Raw genomic sequence first — 15,831 nt, 5'->3', positions numbered from 1 at the left:
CCCCGCGTCCACTGTGGGCGGCGGCGCGCACCGGACGGATGCCGGTCAGTACTTCTGCTCGATCTGGCCGCGGATGGCGACGAACTCCGCCGCCGCGGCTGCCGACGAGGAGAAGAACATCACGATGAGCCCGACGCTGCCGTGGTCGGCCCACGCGCAGACGCCCAGCGGCACGCCGGCGGACTCGCCGTCGCCGCACTTGGCCAGGCCGCCCTGCGGTCCGGGGGCGATCGCGGTCAGCCGCTTGACCGCCAGATCCTTCGAGATGCCCTTGAACGCGTCGTCGAGCTCCCCTTCCGGGTTGAGCACGAAGGAGGAGGCGGCGATCACCATGACCATGTTCCGCTCCTCCGCGCTGCCGTAGAAGGCGCCGGCGACGCCGGTCTCGCCGCGCACCGAGGACCGCAGCTCGCGGACCATGTCGTCGGCGGCCTTGCGCAGGGTCGGCTCGGTGCTCTTCGTGCGGCCGCCGAGGCTCTCCGGCGTGACGACCCGGATCTGCGGGGCGTCGCTGGACTCCGGCGACGGGGCGGGCTCGGACGACGTGGGGGCGCTCGGCGTGGCGCTCGACGCCGCCCCGGTCGGGGACGCGGTCGGGGTGGGCCGAGGGTCGGCGCCCTGGTCGCCTTCGTAGGCGAGGTAGGCGATGCCGCCCCCGCCGAGGCAGAGCACCAGCAGCCCGACCAGGCCCAGGGTCAGCACCAGCTGGTGGGGCCTCGCCGGCCGGCCCGCGCCGGCAGGGGACGGCGGGTAGCCGGCGTACGGGCTGGTGGGGAACCCGCCCTGCGGCGTGACGGGATAGCCGCCGTAGGGCTGGGTGGGGTACGGCTGGCCCGACGTGGGCCCGGGGTGCGGCTGAGCCGAAGTCGGCCCGGGGTACGGCTGGGCCGAAGTCGGCCCGGGATACGGCTGAGCCGACGTGGGGCCGGGGTAAGGCTGGGCCTGCTGGGGGCCGGGGTGCGGCGTGGTGGGCCAGCCGCCGCCTGCCGGGGGCTGCCCGCCCGCCGGAGTTCCCCAGCCGTCGGCGGGCGGTGCCGGGTAGCCGTCCGGCCGCGGCGGGGGGAAGTCGTAGTGCGTGTCGTGCTCCGGCTGCCCGGACCAGGGATCGACCGGCGGTTGGGACATGATCAGCTCCAGGCGAGGGTGCGAACGGGTGATCGTAGCCAGCCACGGCACGGTACCGCTGTCCCGACCCCGACCGTATCGGCCGCAACGACGAACGCGGTGGCCACCTCCATCCAAGCTGGACGGGGCAACCACCGCGAACGCGGGGGGCGGTGTGGATCAGGCGGGCAGGCTGGCCACCCCGTGCGGCAGGAACCGCCGGCCGGTGACCCGCTCCGAGGTGCCGGTCCGGTCCAGGTACGGCGTGATGCCGCCCAGGTGGAACGGCCAGCCCGCACCGAGGATCATGCACAGGTCGATGTCCTGCGCCTCGGCGACGACGCCCTCGTCGAGCATGAGCCGGATCTCCTGCGCCAGCGCGTCGAGCGCGTTCTGGCGCACCTGCTCGGCGGTGAGCGGCCGGTCGCCGACCACGAGCAGCTTGGCCACCTCGTCGTTGATCTGGTCGTCGACGACGATCGGCTGCCCGGAGTCGGCGATCCGCTTGAGGTTCTCGCTGACGCCGAAGCGGTCCGGGAACGCGGCGTGCAGGGTGCCGCCCACGTGGTACGCGACGGCCGGCCCGACGAGCTGGAGCAGGGCGAGCGGGCGCATCGGCAGGCCCAGCGGGTCCAGCGCGCTGTTGGCCACGTCCAGCGGGGTGCCCGCGTCGACGGCGGCGAAGACGGTGCCGAGGAAGCGGGTGAGCAGCCGGTTGACCACGAACGCCGGGGCGTCGGAGACCAGCACGGAGGACTTCTTCAGCTGCTTGCCGACCGCGAACGCGGTGGCGAGCGTGGCGTCGTCCGTCCGCTCGCCCCGGACGATCTCCAGCAGCGGCAGCACCGCGACGGGGTTGAAGAAGTGGAAGCCGACCACCCGCTCGGGGTGCTCCAGCTCCTCGGCCATCGCCGTGATCGACAGGCTGGAGGTGTTGGTCGCCAGCACTGCCTCCGGCTTGACGATCTTCTCCAGCTCGGCCCAGACCTGCTTCTTGACGGCCAGGTCCTCGAAGACGGCCTCGATGACGAAGTCGGCGTCGGCGAAGACGCCCTTGTCGACCGAGCCGCTGACCAGGCCGTACAGCTTGGCGGCCGTGCCCTTGTCCATGCGGCCCTTGCTGACGGCCTTCTCGATCTGGGTGTGCACGTAGCCGACGCCCTTGTCCACCCGGGCCTGGTCCAGGTCGGTCATGACGACCGGCACCTGGAGGCGGCGGGCGAAGAGCAGGGCGAGCTGGCTGGCCATCAGGCCGGCGCCGACGATGCCCACCTTGGTGACCGTGCGGGCCAGCCCCTTGTCCGGCGCGCCGGCCGGGCGCTTGGCCCGCCGCTGCGCCAGGTCGAACGCGTAGAGGCCGCTGCGCAGCTCCTCGGAGAAGACCAGGTCGGCGAGGGCCTCGTCCTCGGCGGCGGTGCCGGTGGCGAAGTCGGCGTCCTTCGCGGTCTCCAGCAGGTCCAGCGCCTTGTACGCGGCCGGAACCGCGCCGTGCAGCCGCGCATCGAGGGTCTGCCGGGCGAAGTAGAGCACGCCCGCCCACATGTCCTTGTCGACCTCGGGCCGGGTCACGGTGACCTCGCCCCGGACGACGCCGGCGGCCCACTCCAGGGACCGCTCCAGGAAGTCCGCCGGCTCCAGCAGCACGTCCGCGATGCCCATCTCGGCGGCCTGCTTCGGCTTGAGCATCTTGTTCTGCATGAGCGGGTTCTGGATGATCACCTGGGTCGCCGCCGGGATGCCGATCAGGTTCGGCAGCAGCTGGGTGCCGCCCCAGCCGGGGACCAGGCCGAGGAAGACCTCGGGCAGCGCCAGCGCCGCCGCGCCGCCGGAGAGCGTCCGGTAGTGGCAGTGCAGCGCCAACTCCAGGCCGCCGCCCATCGCCGCGCCGTTGACGAAGGCGAAGGTCGGGACCTCGCTGTCCTTGAGCCGGGCGAAGACCCGGTGGCCGAGCCGCCCGATCTCCAGCGCCTGCTCGCGGTCGGCGAGCTGCGGGAGGCTGGTGATGTCCGCGCCCACGCAGAAGACGTACGGCTTGCCGGTGACCGCGACGAAGGCCGGGTCGGCCGCCAGCGCGGCGGTGATCGCCTCGTCCAGGCTGGTCAGGCCGCCCGGGCCGAAGCTGTTGGGCTTGGTGTGGTCGAAGCCGTTGTCCAGGGTGATCAGGGCGGCCGGCCGGTCCAGCCCCGGTACGTTCACCTGGCGCAGCAGCGCCCTGGTGACGACCTCGTTCGGTGCGGCGAGCGCGCTCACTTGTCTCCCTCCCAGTGCGGGTTCTCCCAGATGACCGTGCCGCCCATGCCGATGCCGATGCACATGGCGGTGACGCCGTAGCGGACCTCGGGGTGCTCGGCGAACTGCCGGGCCAGCTGGGTCATCAGCCGGACGCCCGAGGAGGCCAGCGGGTGACCGATGGCGATCGCGCCGCCCCACGGGTTGACCCGCGGGTCGTCGTCGGCGATGCCGAAGTGGTCGAGGAAGGCGAGCACCTGCACGGCGAACGCCTCGTTCAGCTCGAACAGGCCGATGTCGTCGATGGTCAGGCCGGCGAGGCGCAGCGCCTTCTCGGTCGACGGGATCGGGCCGACGCCCATCACCTCGGGCTCGACGCCGACGAAGCCGAACGACACCAGCCGCATGGCGACCGGCAGGCCCAGCTCGCGGGCGACGTCCTCGGAGGCGAGCAGGCTGGCGGTGGCGCCGTCGTTCAGGCCGGCCGCGTTGCCCGCGGTGACCTTGCCGTGCGGGCGGAACGGGGTCTTCAGGGTGGCGAGCTTCTCCAGCGAGGTGTCCCGGGGGGCCTCGTCGACCGTGGCCATGCCCCAGGCGTTCTCCTCGTCGCGGACCGCCACGGACACCAGGTCGTCCTGGAGCTTGCCGTTGGCGTACGCCTTGGCGGTCTTCTGCTGCGACGCGAGCGCGAACGCGTCGGTGCGCTCCTTGGTGATGTGCGGGACCCGGTCGTGCAGGTTCTCCGCGGTCGCGCCCATGACCAGCGCGGACGGGTCGACCAGCTTCTCGGCGACGATCCGCGGGTTGGGGTCGACGCCCTCGCCCATCGGGTGGCGGCCCATGTGCTCGACACCGCCGGCGATGGCGACGTCGTAGGCGCCCATGGCGATGCCGCTGGCGACGGTGGTCACCGCGGTCATGGCGCCGGCGCACATCCGGTCGATCGCGAAGCCGGGGACGGTCTTGGGCAGGCCCGCCAGCAGGGCGGCGGTCCGGCCGATGGTCAGGCCCTGGTCGCCGATCTGGGTGGTGGCGGCGATGGCGACCTCCTCGACCCGCTCCGGCGGCAGCTGCGGGTTACGACGCAGCAGCTCGCGGATGCAGCGGATCACCAGGTCGTCGGCGCGGGTGTTGGCGTACATGCCACCCGCCTTGCCGAACGGGGTACGGACGCCGTCGACGAAGACGACATCCCGAACTTCACGGGGCACTTGAGCCTCCTCTTCGACCTGACCCGGCCTCGGCGCCGGCAGGCGGCACTACGGACCGGACGAAGGTCGCCGGCACGGGCGTGTTCCTCCGGATGCTACTCGCCAGTAACCATCGCTGGCACCCGCCCCCGTGTGGCCCACCCCACACCGCCGGGTCAGGGGGCGGGGGCTGGATCGGTGAGGGCCTCCGTGAGGTCGGGAAGGAGCAGGGTGATCTGCCACTCGCGGGCGTTGAAGCCCCGGAGGGTCTCCGCGACGGCCGCCTCCGTGACCTCCTCCGGAGGGACCCAGGCCAGCCGGCGGATCGAGTCGGGGGCGATCAGGTTCTCCGGCGGCAGCTGGTGCGCGCCGGCGATGCGGACCACCGCCTCCCGGCAGCGGGCCAGCCGGGCCGCCGCCACCGGGTCCCGTTCCGCCCAGCGGTGCGGCGGCGGAGGACCCTCGACCGTCGGGGCGACCGGCAGCGCGTCCTCGGGCAGCTGCCGCGCGTCGTCGAGCGCGGCCAGCCAGGTACGGGCCAGCCGGCGCACCGAGCGGCCACCGAAGCCGGGCAGGGTGAGCAGGGTCTTCTCGTCCTTCGGATCCAGCTCCGCCGCCGCGACGATGGCCGAGTCCGGCAGCACCCGCCCCGGGGCGGCGTCCCGCCGGGCGGCGATCTGGTCCCGCGCGTACCAGAGGGAACGGACGCGGGCCTGGGCCCGCGCCCCGCGCACCCGGTGGATGCCGGACGTGCGGCGCCACGGCTCCGCACGCGCCTTCGGCGGCCGGGCGCCGGTGCGGACCAGCGCGGCGAACTCCTCCGCCGCCCACGCGGACTTGCCCTGCCGGGTCAGCTCCTCGTCGAGCGCGTCGCGCAGGTCGACCAGCATCTCCACGTCGAGCGCGGCGTAGGTCAGCCAGGACTCCGGCAGCGGGCGGCTCGACCAGTCGGCCGCCGAGTGGTGCTTCTCCAGGCTGTAGCCGAGTAGCTGCTCGGTCAGCGCGGCCAGGCCGACCCGCTCGAATCCGGCCAGCCGGGCGGCCAGTTCGGTGTCGAACAGCCGGCGCGGGCGCAGACCCAGCTCGGCCAGGCAGGGCAGGTCCTGGCTGGCGGCGTGCAGCACCCACTCGGCCTCGCCGATCACCATGTCGAGGGCGCTCAGGTCGGGCAGCGGCAGCGGGTCGATCAGCGCCGTGCCGGAACCGGCCCGGCGCAGCTGCACCAGGTAGGCCCGCTGGCTGTAGCGGTAGCCCGAGGCGCGCTCGGCGTCGAGGGCGACGGGGCCGGTGCCTGCGGCGAAGCGGGCCAAGACGTCGGCCAGCTCGCCGGGCGTGGCCGCCGGCTGGGGTGTGCCCTCGCGCGGGGCGGTCAGCGGAACGGGCCCGTCGGCGGTCGGTTCGGTCCCCGCGGCCTCCGGCTCCGGGCGGGCCGACGGCGGGTGGTGCGCATCGTTTCCCGTACGGCTTTCGGCGGGCCGACGGCGCAGGGGTGGTTCGTCGGTCACCTGACAACCCTAGTGCGCGACGCGACGCGGTGGGTGAAGCCGGTCCGGTGTGTGTCGCCGGGCGACCGCCGGATGTCCTTCCGGAGGCCGGACATAGGGGAAGACAAAGCCCGTTGACGCAGGTACGGTCCATCGGGCCGTTGCGCGGGTACGGCATCATCAGGGTCCCGCGAACGGAGCGGGGCGTCTACGGGGAGGGCAAGGCGATCATGACTGCTGGCTACGGGTCGGCGGACAGGGGCCCGGCGGGACCGGGCGACGGCGGGTTCCCGCCGGGGACGGCCCGTCCCGGGCCACTGCCGCCCCGGATCGAGCCGGCCGGTTCCGCCTACCTGCCGCCGGGCGCCCCCGGGCAGCCCGCGCCCGCCCCGTCCCCCCGGCCCGCCTGGTCGCCGCCGGCGCAGCCGGGCCAGTGGGGCGCGGCCCCCGCCAACGCGCCGGCCCCGGCCGCCACGCCCGCCGCCGGCGGCTGGGGGCACGGCGGCGCGCCGTCCACCGCCCCGGGCCCGTCGACGCCGCCGCCCGGTGCCACCCCGGGGCCCGGCTGGCCCCCCGCGTCCGGCTCGACGCCGCCGGGCGTCCCCGGCCAGCCGCCCGCCCACGGCCACCCGCAGGGCGCCGGACCGGGCCAGCCGTACCCCGCCGGGCCCGCCCCGGCGACGAAGGGGCGCGGGCTCACCATCACCGCGCTAGTGCTCGCCGGCCTGCTGGCCGTCGTGACGGGCGTGCAGGCGTACCAGATCAACCGGCTCTCGAACCGGCTGGGCGACACCGACAGCAGGATGGCGGCGGCGCAGGCGGCCGACGGCACTCGACTCGACGGCCTGGAGTCCCGGGCGGGGGCGCTGGAGAAGCAGGCCGGCGCCGCGTTCAACCCGGAGGCCGTGGCCAGCGCCGTGCTGCCCAGCGTGTTCCGGGTCCGGGCCGGCAACTCCACCGGCACCGCGTTCGCGATCGGCAAGCCGGCCGCGGGCGGGGGCACCAACCTGTTCACCAACTACCACGTCGTGGACGCGCTCTGGCAGACCGGCGAGCGGGAGGTCTTCCTGGAGCGCACCGACCAGCGCTTCCCGGCGACCATCGTGCGCGTCGACGAGGCCAACGACGTCGCCCACCTGCGGACCAACGGCAAGTTCACCGGCCTGGTCGCCGCGCCCGCCGCCGTGAAGTCCGGGCAGCAGATCGTGGTCGTCGGCGCGCCGCTCGGCCTGGAGGACAGCGTCACCACCGGCGTGGTGAGCGCCTTCCGCGAGGCCGGCGGCGGCGAGGGCCCGGTCATCCAGTTCGACGCCCCGATCAACCCCGGCAACTCGGGCGGCCCGGTCATCAACGGCAGCAAGCAGGTCGTCGGCATCGCCACCGCCAAGGCCCGCAACGCCGAGGGGATCGGTCTCGCCGTACCGATCAAGGTCGCCTGCGACGGTTTCAAGATCTGCTGACCCCGTCAGCGCCCAACCCCCCTCGGCCCGGCGGAGCATGCCGCGCGGACCAGTACACGTGGAGGAAGAACGACATGTCCCAGCCACCGACCGGGCCGGAGGGCTACCCGCCGTACCCGCCGGCCGCGCCCGGTCAGCCGCCGTCGGGCGGCGCCCCGCACGGCACCACCTACGGCAGCGCGCGCCCGTACACGCCCGAACAGCCGGACGCCGGCCAGCAGTACTCCCCGGCGCCGCAGCAGTACAACCCGGCCCCGTCCGGCGGCTACCCCCAGTCCGCCCCGCCGGCGTCGCCCGGCTACACCCCGGGCAGCGCGTCGCCCGGCTACGCCCCCGGCAGCGCGTCGCCGCACGCCGGCCAGGTTTCCGGCGGGCCGGCCTTCGGGCAGCCGATGTCCGTGCCCCCGGCCTCCGGGCCGGCGTACGGGCAGCCGTTGTCCGCCCCGCCCGGCTCCGCCCCGCCCTTCGGCGCCCCCGCGCCGGGCGGCCCCGGCAAGAGCCACAAGGTGCTGATCCTGGCCGTCGTGGCCGGGCTCCTCTTCGTCCTGGGCGGGGTGATGACCGGCCTGTTCGTGTCGACCACCAACGAGCTGGACCGGACCGAGAAGAAGATGGCCAGCGAGGTCAGCCAGCGCGACGGCACCATCGCGGCGAACGGCAAGGAGATCGAGAAGCTCAAGACCGACCTCCAGGCGGTCCGGGACAAGCTCGGCGACACCGAGCAGGACCTCACCGGCACCCGTAACGACCGGGACGAGCAGGCCCGGCAGAAGAAGGTCATCGCCAGCTGCCTCGACAAGCTCACCACCGCCCTCGCGGCGGCGGCGAACGGCAACAAGGCGGCCTACGACAAGGCCATCCAGGGCATGGACAAGGTCTGCAACGAGGCCGAGAAGTACCTGTGAGGTGACCCGTCGCGGGGTCAGGCCGCGCCGGCGGGGCGACGCTCCGGCAGCGCGGTCACCCCGGGCGGGGGAAGCCCGGCGGTCGAGGCCAGCAGCGCGCACCAGGCCAGCAGGTGCGGGGCGAGGTCGTCGTCGACCGGCGTCCAGGAGGCGCGGATCTCGATGTCGGCGGCGGCGGGCGGCCCGGCCAGGTCACCGAACCGGGTCGACATGGTCTGGGTGATGGTGCCGCCGATCGCCCGGTGCTCCGCGTCCTGCGCCTCCAGCGCGTCGGTCAGCCACGTCCAGCCCACCCCGGGCAGCAGCGGGTCGGCGGCCAGGTCGACCTCCAGCTCCGCCGTCACGTAGGTGACCAGCCGCAGGGTGCCCTGCCACGCCTCGTGGCCGGCCGGGTCGTGCAGCAGGATCAGCCGCCCGGAGGCCACCTCCTCGCCGTCGCGCAGGACGGTGGCGGAGAGCGCGAAGGCGTACGGGGCGAGCCGCTGCGGCGCGCCGACCTCCTCCAGCACGATCTCCGACCGGGGCGCCGCGGACCGCAGCCCGGAGACCGCGCGGGCGAAGGTCTCCGGGAGCGCGATCGGGGGGGCCATGCCGGCAGCCTATGCCGCCGGCCAGCCGCCCGCCCGAGAGGCGCGCCGATGCCGGGCCACGCGGCGGCCGTGCCACTGCCCCGGAGGACGCCCCGCGGGCGCCCGCCTTTCGCCGGGCCGACCGGCGTCACAAAAGGCGGCGCTGCCCGCTGCCGCCCGCGTCCCCCGTGGCACGATGGCCGCGATGACCACCACGACGACGGGCGCCGACGCCCGAGACGAAGACCCCCGCCCCGGCGGACCGGCCGACTCGCCCTTCGTCCGGGCCTGCCGGCGCCAGCCCGGCCCGCACACCCCCGTCTGGTTCATGCGCCAGGCCGGCCGGTCGCTGCCGGAGTACCGCGAGATCCGGGCCAACGTGGCGATGCTGGAGTCCTGCCGCCGCCCCGACCTGGTCACCGAGATCACCCTCCAGCCGGTACGCCGGCACGGGGTGGACGCCGCGATCCTGTTCAGCGACATCGTGGTGCCGGTCGCCGCCGCCGGGGTGGACCTGGACATCGTGCCCGGCACCGGCCCGGTGGTCGCCGAGCCCGTACGCACCCTGACCGACGTGGAACGCATCCGGCCGATCACCCGCGACGACGTCTCCTACGTCGACGAGGCGGTCCGGATGCTCGTCGCCGAGCTGGGCGACACCCCGCTGATCGGCTTCGCCGGCGCGCCGTTCACCCTGGCCAGCTACCTGGTCGAGGGTGGCCCGTCGCGGACCCACGCGAAGACCAAGGCGATGATGTACGGCCAGCCGGAGCTGTGGCACGCGCTCTGCGGCCGGCTGGCCGAGGTGACGCTCGCGTTCCTGCGGGTCCAGGTGGCCGCCGGGGTGTCCGCGGTGCAGCTCTTCGACTCGTGGGCCGGTGCGCTGTCGGAGGCCGACTACCGCCGCTTCGTGCTGCCGCACTCGGCGGGCGTGCTGGCCGGGCTGGCCGACGCGGGCGTGCCCCGGATCCACTTCGGGGTGGGCACCGGCGAGCTGCTCGGCGCGATGGGCGAGGCCGGCGCCGACGTGGTCGGCGTCGACTGGCGTACGCCGCTGGACGCGGCGACCCGGCGGATCGGGCCGGACCGGGCGGTGCAGGGCAACCTCGACCCGTGCGTGCTGTTCGCGCCGTGGCCGGTGGTCGAGGGCGAGGTGCGGCGGATCCTGGAGCAGGGCCGGGCCGCGCCCGGGCACGTGTTCAACCTGGGGCACGGCGTGCTGCCGGAGACCGACCCCGACGTGCTGACCCGGGTGGTGGCCCTGGTGCACGAGCTGTCCGCCCAGCCGGCCGACCGGGGCTGAGCGGCATGCGGGCGCCGTGGCGGGTGGCGGTGGTCGGCGGCGGGATCGCCGGGCTGGCCGCCGCGGTCCGGTTGCGCGACCGCGCCCCCGCCGGCACCGGGATCACGGTGTACGAGCAGTCCGGCGCGCTCGGCGGCAAGCTGCGCACCGGGGAGCTGGCCGGCTCGGCGGTGGAGTTCGGCGCCGAGTCGTTCCTGATGCGCGACCCGGCCGGGGGCGAGTCCGCCGCCGTGGCCCTGGTCCGCCGGCTCGGCCTGGGCGAGCGGATCGTGCACCCCACCGTCGGGCAGGCCGCGCTGGTCGTCGACGGGGGGCTGCGCCCGATCCCGGGCGGCACGCTGGTCGGCGTACCCGGGGACCTGGAGCGGGTGGCCACGGTCGCGCGGCCGGCGGCGGACGCCGACGTCGACGCCGGCCGTCCGCTGCTCGGCACGGACGACGACGTCTCCGTCGGCGCGCTGGTCCGGGCCCGGTTCGGCGACGAGGTGGTCGACCGGCTGGTCGACCCGATGCTCGGCGGCGTCTACGCCGGCCGGGCCGACGACCTCTCCCTGACCACCACCATGCCCGCGCTGGCCCGGGCCGCCCGGGTGGAGCACACCCTGGTGGGCGCGGTGCGCGCCGCGCAGGCCGCGGCCCCCCGCGCGCCGGGGGCGCCGGTCTTCGGCACCCTGGCCGGCGGGCTCAGCACGCTGGTCGAGGCCGCGGCGGCGGCCAGCGGGGCGACGATCCGGCGGGGCGCGGCGGTCCGGGAGCTGACCCCGGCCGGGGCCGGGTGGCGGCTGACCGTCGGACCCACCCGGGATCCGGAGTCGGTCGACGTCGACGCCGTGGTGCTGGCCGTGCCGGCCCGCCCGGCGGCCCGGCTGCTCGCCGGCCCGGCCCCGCAGGTGGCCGAGGGCGTCGGCGGACTGGACTACGCCAGCGTCGCGCTGGTCACCCTGGCGCTGCCCGAGCCGGAGCTGCCGGAGCTGTCGGGCTTCCTGGTGCCGAGCACCGAGGGCCTGCTGATCAAGGCGTCGACCTTCTTCACCACCAAGTGGGGTCACCTGCGCCGGACCGACGGGCTGGCGCTCGTCCGCGCCTCCGTGGGCCGCTACGGCGAGGAACGGCAGGTGCAGCGCACCGACGAGGACCTGGCTGCCACCGTGCACCGGGAACTGTCGGCGGTGCTCGGCGTGCCGCTGCCCGCACCGGTCGCCGGCCACGTGCAGCGCTGGGGCGGGTCGCTGCCGCAGTACACCCCGGGTCACGCCGACCGGGTGTCCGCCGCGCGGGCGGCCCTGCGGGCGAGCCATCCGACGCTGGTCCTGGCCGGCGCAGGGTACGACGGGGTCGGCATCCCGGTCTGCGTCCGCTCCGGCGAGACGGCGGCCGAGGAGATCATCACAGCACTGGGAGGATCGGGGACATGACCGAGCAGACCAACGCGGCCCGGCTGCGGGAGCTCAACGACAGCATCCGCTACACGATGTGGTCGGTGTACCGGGCCACCAGCCCGCTGCCGTCGCTGCGCGAGAACGTCACCGGCGAGGTCGAGGCGCTCTTCGCGGAGCTGGCCGGCAAGGACGTGGTCGTCCGCGGCACGTACGACGTCTCGGGGCTGCGCGCCGACGCCGACCTGATGATCTGGTGGCACTCCGCCTCCAGCGACGACCTCCAGGACGCGTACCTGCGGTTCCGCCGCACCACGCTGGGCCGGGCGCTCACCCCGGTCTGGTCGCAGATGGCGCTGCACCGGCCGGCGGAGTTCAACAAGAGCCACATCCCGGCGTTCCTGGCCGGCGAGGAGGCCCGCTCCTACGTCTGCGTCTACCCGTTCGTCCGCTCCTACGAGTGGTACCTGCTGCCGGACGCCGAGCGGCGCGAGCTGCTCGCCGAGCACGGCAAGATGGCCCGCGGCTACCCGGACGTGCGGGCCAACACGGTCGCCTCGTTCGCGCTCGGCGACTACGAGTGGATGCTCGCGTTCGAGGCCGACGAGCTGCACCGCATCGTCGACCTGATGCGTGACCTGCGGGCCTCCGGCGCCCGCCGGCACGTCCGGGAGGAGATCCCGTTCTACACCGGTCGTCGCCGTTCGGTCGCCGACATCGTCAACTGTCTCGTCTGACGCCCGGCCGCCCGCCCGGTGGTGGTCCCACCGGTGGGGCAGCTCGACAGTCACCTGACGGTGCCGAGGCGCGGGCCGGCCGGGGGCGCGCCCCGGAGGGAGTGGGACGCGACCCCGGCCGGGGTTCCGGTGCGGATCAGACCACGGTCGTGCAGGTGGGTGTCGGCGCGCTGTTGGTGCCGGACCACGAGCCGAGGAAGCCGAACGTGGTGCTCGCCCCGGGGGCCAGCGACCCGTTGTGCTCCGCGTTGCGGGCGACGACCCGCGTGCCGCTGGTGGTCACGGTCGCGTTCCACGCCGACGTGACCTGCTGACCGTTGGCGTAGGTCCAGGTCACGGACCAGCCCTTGACGGCCCCACCACCGGCGGTCACGGTCACCTCGCCCTGGAACCCGCCGGTCCACTGCCCGGTCACCCGGTACGTCGCCGTGCAGGCCCCGGCCGGCGGCGGGGTCGTGGGCGGCGGGGTCGTCGGCGGCGGCGTGGTGGGCGGGGGAGTGGTCGGCGGCGGCGTCGTCGGCGGCGGGTTGGTCGGCCCGCCGGAGAAGTCGACGTCGCTGCACAGGTAGTACGACTGGTCCAGGTGGCTGGCCTGCCAGATGGTGTAGACGACGTGCCGCCCGGTCCGCCCCGGCGCGTTCGCCGGGATCTCGATGGACACGCCGGTGGGCTCCGGCTTCCACCCCGACGCCGGGGTGTTGCCGATCTGGCCGACCAGTTCCAGGTCGTCCCAGCCCAGCGGCTCGGTGAGCGCGTCGAAGCCCTGCTTCGTCACGTACACCCGGATGTAGTCCGCGCCGTGACTGGCCTGGTCGTACAGGCGGACCCGGAAGTTGCTGGAGACCGGGGCGGTCTTCCAGGCGCCGACCGTGTCGAGGGCGTTGTAGCGACCGCCCTCGGTCCGGCCGCCGGAGCAGAGCTGGCCGTTCGGGATGGCGGCCTGGTGGTTGCCGGCGACGCCCTCGCGGAACAGGCCGTTCCAGTTCCACATGGCGTTGGGGTTGGCCTGCCAGGCCTGCCAGCACATCGGGTCCTCGGTGGCCATCCGGGGATTCTGGAAGTCGCTGCCCCAGCGCTGCCAGCAGCCGTAGTTGCGTGACGCCGGGTCCACCACGGAGCCGTGCGCCGACACGGGGTTGGCCAGGGCCGTGGTCAGCAGCAGCACGGCGGTCGCCGTGACGGCGAGCAGCCATGCCAGGCGGGAAGATCGAAGTTGAGTGGACATGGAGCCCCCGGGGGGAGAGGTCGGACGACGACGCCCGGACGGCCCGGGAGTTGCCCCTCCCGTGCGCGCTGCGTGGCTTCCGCGACGGCTCTGCCCGGAGGCTGCCACATTTATCGGCTTCCGTCAATGCCTTCCCGGCGCATCGGGGTGTGCGGGATGCCGTCCTCGACGTACTCCGCGCCGGCGACGGCGAAGCCGTGGCGGCCGTAGAGGCCGACCAGGTGGGACTGGGCCTCCAGCACGCAGGGGCGGTCGCCGACCAGCTCCAGCGCCGCTGCCATCAGCCGGCCCGCGTGCCCGCCGCCGCGCGCCTTCGGCGCCACCACCACCCGACCGATCCGCGCCACGCCGCCCGGGTCGGCGAGGATCCGCAGGTACGCCAGGGGCGCGCCGCCGTCGTCGAGCCAGAGGTGCCGGGTGCCGGGCTCGACGTCGCGCCCGTCGAGTTCCGGGTACGGGCACGCCTGCTCCACCACGAACACGTCGATCCGGAGCCGGAGCAGGTCGTGGAAGGTGCGGGCGTCGAGGTCGGCGAACGAGGCGGTCCTGGTCACGGGGGTCTGCGGCACTCCGCGATGGTAGGCCGCGCCCGTCGGCCCGCCGGCCGTCGCCCCGCCGAGCGTCCGGTCCGGTGGCCGGCCTCAGGCGGGGCGGGCGCCGACCGCGTCGCGGATCTCGGCGCCCCGGGTGCCCTCCTCCGCGCGGGCGCAGTGCGCGCAGCAGAAGAAGCGGCCGGACACCTCCACCCCGTGCCCGACGATCTTGACCTCGCAGTGCTCGCAGATCGGCGCCAGCTTGTGCGCGGCGCACTCGAAGCAGTCGAAGGTGTGCACGTCGCCGCTGACGGTCCGCACCTCGAACGCCATCCAGTAGTCGTTACCGCAGACCTCGCACGTCGCCACGACAGAACCCCCCGAACGCCGACACGGTTTCCCCGAGCGTGCGGCAGCCGGACCGTGCCCGGCCGGCGGAACGGCCCGGGTCACTCCGCGGTGGCGGCGTGTCGCCCCCGGCGTGTCGGGCGTTGTACCGGTTGACCGCGCACGACCCCGGAGGAACACGACATGATCAAGCGGAACAAGCTCTTCGGCAACCAGGTACGCGTCACCTTCAGCCTGCCCCGCGACACCCCGCCCGGCGCGGTCAGCGTGGTCGGCTCCTTCAACGGCTGGGAACCGGGGCGGCACGAACTCGTCCCGCGCCGCGACGGCACCCGGACGGTCACCGTGCGACTCGGCCCGGGGGAGTACCGCTTCCGCTACCTCGCCGCCGGCGGCGTCTGGCTGGACGACGAGTCCGCCGACCGGGTGGACGAGCGGGGCAGCCTGCTGCTGCTCTGACGGTCACCCTGCGTACTCAGATCGCCCGATGTTTTATCGACAGGAGTCTTTACTGTTAACAAGCTTTAATTTATGTTGAGGGCACCTCACCAGGCTGAAGTCCGAAGGAGCGGCCATCATGCGCCGAAGAATCACGATCCCGCTCGTGGCGACGGGCGCCGTCGTCTCCGCACTCGCCGTCGCGGCGCCCGCCCAGGCCCACGGCTACGTCTCCGGCCCGCCGAGCCGGCAGGCGCTCTGCGCCCAGGGGCGGGTCTCCGACTGCGGGCAGATCAAGTACGAGCCGCAGAGCGTCGAGGGGCCGAAGGGGCTGCGCAGCTGCCACGCGGGGATCGCCCAGTTCGCCGTCCTGAACGACGACAGCCGGGGCTGGCCCGCCACCTCCGTCGGCAGCTCCGTCACCTTCACCTGGACCAACACCGCCCGGCACGCCACCAGCAACTGGGAGTACTTCATCGGCGGCACCCGGGTGGCCGTCGTCAACGGCGGCGGGCAGCAGCCCGGCGCCACCGTCTCGCACACCGTCGACCTGGGCGGCTACCCGGGACGGCAGAAGGTCCTCGCCGTGTGGAACATCGCGGACACCGCCAACGCGTTCTACTCCTGCGTGGACCTCCAGGTCGGCGGGGGCGGCAACCCGTCGCCCACCCCGAGCCCGACGCGGCCGGCCCCGTCGCCGACCCCGACCCCCACCGCCGCCCCGACCACCCCGCCCGCGCCGGGCGGCAGCTGGACGACGGGCCGGGCCTACCAGGTCGGCGACCAGGTCACCTACGGCGGGCTGACGTACCGCTGCCGGCAGGCGCACACGGCGATCCCCGGCTGGGAGCCGCCGCACGTGCCGGCGCTCTGGTCGCAGGTCTGACCGGACGGGTGCGGCCCGCCTTCCCGGCGTCCGCCGCACCCGTC

At 74.7% G+C, this 15,831-nt stretch carries 15 protein-coding genes; 7 read left to right on the top strand and 8 right to left on the bottom strand.

The window, feature by feature from the left end; all coding sequences use genetic code 11:
- Window positions 1-45: 45 nt before the first annotated feature.
- The 4 genes from DER29_RS33820 to DER29_RS03060 form a co-directional block, all read right to left on the bottom strand.
- On the bottom strand, window positions 46-1,125 hold the full coding sequence (locus tag DER29_RS33820) for a hypothetical protein (RefSeq protein ID WP_148709971.1): 1,080 nt from the start codon (window positions 1,123-1,125) through the stop codon (window positions 46-48).
- Between the two features lie 159 nt (window positions 1,126-1,284).
- Entirely contained in the window at window positions 1,285-3,354 is a 2,070-nt protein-coding gene (locus DER29_RS03070; RefSeq protein WP_121395928.1) for a 3-hydroxyacyl-CoA dehydrogenase NAD-binding domain-containing protein, read from the bottom strand.
- Window positions 3,351-4,544, bottom strand: a complete 1,194-nt coding sequence (locus tag DER29_RS03065; RefSeq protein ID WP_121395927.1) for a thiolase family protein — start codon at window positions 4,542-4,544, stop codon at window positions 3,351-3,353. Before DER29_RS03065 ends, DER29_RS03070 begins: the two co-directional genes overlap by 4 nt.
- A 155-nt stretch (window positions 4,545-4,699) precedes the next feature.
- A complete protein-coding gene (locus DER29_RS03060) occupies window positions 4,700-6,028 on the bottom strand; it encodes a ribonuclease D (RefSeq protein ID WP_121395926.1) in 1,329 nt (442 codons plus the stop codon).
- 209 nt (window positions 6,029-6,237) lie between these two features.
- Between DER29_RS03060 and DER29_RS03055 the strand changes: the two genes are divergently transcribed.
- Together DER29_RS03055 and DER29_RS03050 are read left to right on the top strand one after the other, a co-directional pair.
- Window positions 6,238-7,467, top strand: coding sequence for a S1C family serine protease (locus DER29_RS03055; RefSeq protein ID WP_121398965.1), 1,230 nt, complete (start codon window positions 6,238-6,240; stop codon window positions 7,465-7,467).
- Between the two features lie 74 nt (window positions 7,468-7,541).
- Complete coding sequence (locus DER29_RS03050; protein WP_121395925.1) at window positions 7,542-8,372, top strand: hypothetical protein; 831 nt, start codon at window positions 7,542-7,544, stop codon at window positions 8,370-8,372.
- A gap of 17 nt (window positions 8,373-8,389) precedes the next feature.
- Here the strand turns inward: DER29_RS03050 and DER29_RS03045 are convergent, their stop codons facing one another.
- Entirely contained in the window at window positions 8,390-8,962 is a 573-nt protein-coding gene (locus tag DER29_RS03045; RefSeq protein WP_121395924.1) for a DUF3000 domain-containing protein, read from the bottom strand.
- A gap of 184 nt (window positions 8,963-9,146) precedes the next feature.
- Between DER29_RS03045 and hemE the strand changes: the two genes are divergently transcribed.
- Genes hemE through hemQ form a run of 3 tightly spaced genes read left to right on the top strand, consistent with a single transcriptional unit; the run spans window position 9,147 to window position 12,357 of the window.
- On the top strand, window positions 9,147-10,244 hold the full coding sequence (hemE, locus tag DER29_RS03040) for a uroporphyrinogen decarboxylase (RefSeq protein ID WP_199729104.1): 1,098 nt from the start codon (window positions 9,147-9,149) through the stop codon (window positions 10,242-10,244).
- 5 nt (window positions 10,245-10,249) lie between these two features.
- Window positions 10,250-11,659, top strand: coding sequence for a protoporphyrinogen oxidase (hemG, locus tag DER29_RS03035; RefSeq protein ID WP_121395922.1), 1,410 nt, complete (start codon window positions 10,250-10,252; stop codon window positions 11,657-11,659).
- Entirely contained in the window at window positions 11,656-12,357 is a 702-nt protein-coding gene (gene hemQ / locus DER29_RS03030) for a hydrogen peroxide-dependent heme synthase (RefSeq protein WP_121395921.1), read from the top strand. The genes hemG and hemQ overlap by 4 nt, the downstream gene beginning before the upstream one ends.
- Window positions 12,358-12,493: 136 nt before the next feature.
- On the opposite strand, the gene DER29_RS03025 is transcribed toward hemQ, so the two are convergent.
- From DER29_RS03025 to DER29_RS03015, 3 genes are all read right to left on the bottom strand, one after another.
- A complete protein-coding gene (locus DER29_RS03025; RefSeq protein ID WP_121395920.1) occupies window positions 12,494-13,582 on the bottom strand; it encodes a lytic polysaccharide monooxygenase in 1,089 nt (362 codons plus the stop codon).
- Between the two features lie 110 nt (window positions 13,583-13,692).
- Complete coding sequence (locus DER29_RS03020) at window positions 13,693-14,151, bottom strand: GNAT family N-acetyltransferase (RefSeq protein ID WP_121395919.1); 459 nt, start codon at window positions 14,149-14,151, stop codon at window positions 13,693-13,695.
- Between the two features lie 72 nt (window positions 14,152-14,223).
- Window positions 14,224-14,484 carry a Prokaryotic metallothionein gene (locus DER29_RS03015; RefSeq protein WP_121395918.1) on the bottom strand — a complete coding sequence of 87 codons (261 nt, stop codon included), beginning with the start codon at window positions 14,482-14,484 and terminating at the stop codon, window positions 14,224-14,226.
- A gap of 162 nt (window positions 14,485-14,646) precedes the next feature.
- Here DER29_RS03015 and DER29_RS03010 point away from each other — a divergent pair, with 162 nt between their 5' ends.
- Together DER29_RS03010 and DER29_RS03005 are read left to right on the top strand one after the other, a co-directional pair.
- Window positions 14,647-14,922, top strand: coding sequence for an isoamylase early set domain-containing protein (locus tag DER29_RS03010; RefSeq protein WP_121395917.1), 276 nt, complete (start codon window positions 14,647-14,649; stop codon window positions 14,920-14,922).
- A gap of 118 nt (window positions 14,923-15,040) precedes the next feature.
- Window positions 15,041-15,787, top strand: coding sequence for a lytic polysaccharide monooxygenase (locus tag DER29_RS03005; RefSeq protein WP_121395916.1), 747 nt, complete (start codon window positions 15,041-15,043; stop codon window positions 15,785-15,787).
- The last annotated feature ends 44 nt before the right edge of the window (window positions 15,788-15,831 follow it).

Source organism: Micromonospora sp. M71_S20 (assembly GCF_003664255.1).
Taxonomy (GTDB): Bacteria; Actinomycetota; Actinomycetes; order Mycobacteriales; family Micromonosporaceae; genus Micromonospora.
This window is presented reverse-complemented; position numbering and strand designations above follow the sequence as displayed.

Bases quoted from the DNA above. Each gene is read 5' to 3' on its own strand.
- DER29_RS33820 (WP_148709971.1), bottom strand. From the start codon at position 1,125: ATGTCCCAACCGCCGGTCGATCCCTGGTCCGGGCAGCCGGAGCACGAC.
- DER29_RS03055 (WP_121398965.1), top strand. From the start codon at position 6,238: ATGACTGCTGGCTACGGGTCGGCGGACAGGGGCCCGGCGGGACCGGGC.
- DER29_RS03050 (WP_121395925.1), top strand. From the start codon at position 7,542: ATGTCCCAGCCACCGACCGGGCCGGAGGGCTACCCGCCGTACCCGCCG.
- DER29_RS03045 (WP_121395924.1), bottom strand. From the start codon at position 8,962: ATGGCCCCCCCGATCGCGCTCCCGGAGACCTTCGCCCGCGCGGTCTCC.
- hemE (WP_199729104.1), top strand. From the start codon at position 9,147: ATGACCACCACGACGACGGGCGCCGACGCCCGAGACGAAGACCCCCGC.
- hemG (WP_121395922.1), top strand. From the start codon at position 10,250: ATGCGGGCGCCGTGGCGGGTGGCGGTGGTCGGCGGCGGGATCGCCGGG.
- hemQ (WP_121395921.1), top strand. From the start codon at position 11,656: ATGACCGAGCAGACCAACGCGGCCCGGCTGCGGGAGCTCAACGACAGC.
- DER29_RS03025 (WP_121395920.1), bottom strand. From the start codon at position 13,582: ATGTCCACTCAACTTCGATCTTCCCGCCTGGCATGGCTGCTCGCCGTC.
- DER29_RS03010 (WP_121395917.1), top strand. From the start codon at position 14,647: ATGATCAAGCGGAACAAGCTCTTCGGCAACCAGGTACGCGTCACCTTC.
- DER29_RS03005 (WP_121395916.1), top strand. From the start codon at position 15,041: ATGCGCCGAAGAATCACGATCCCGCTCGTGGCGACGGGCGCCGTCGTC.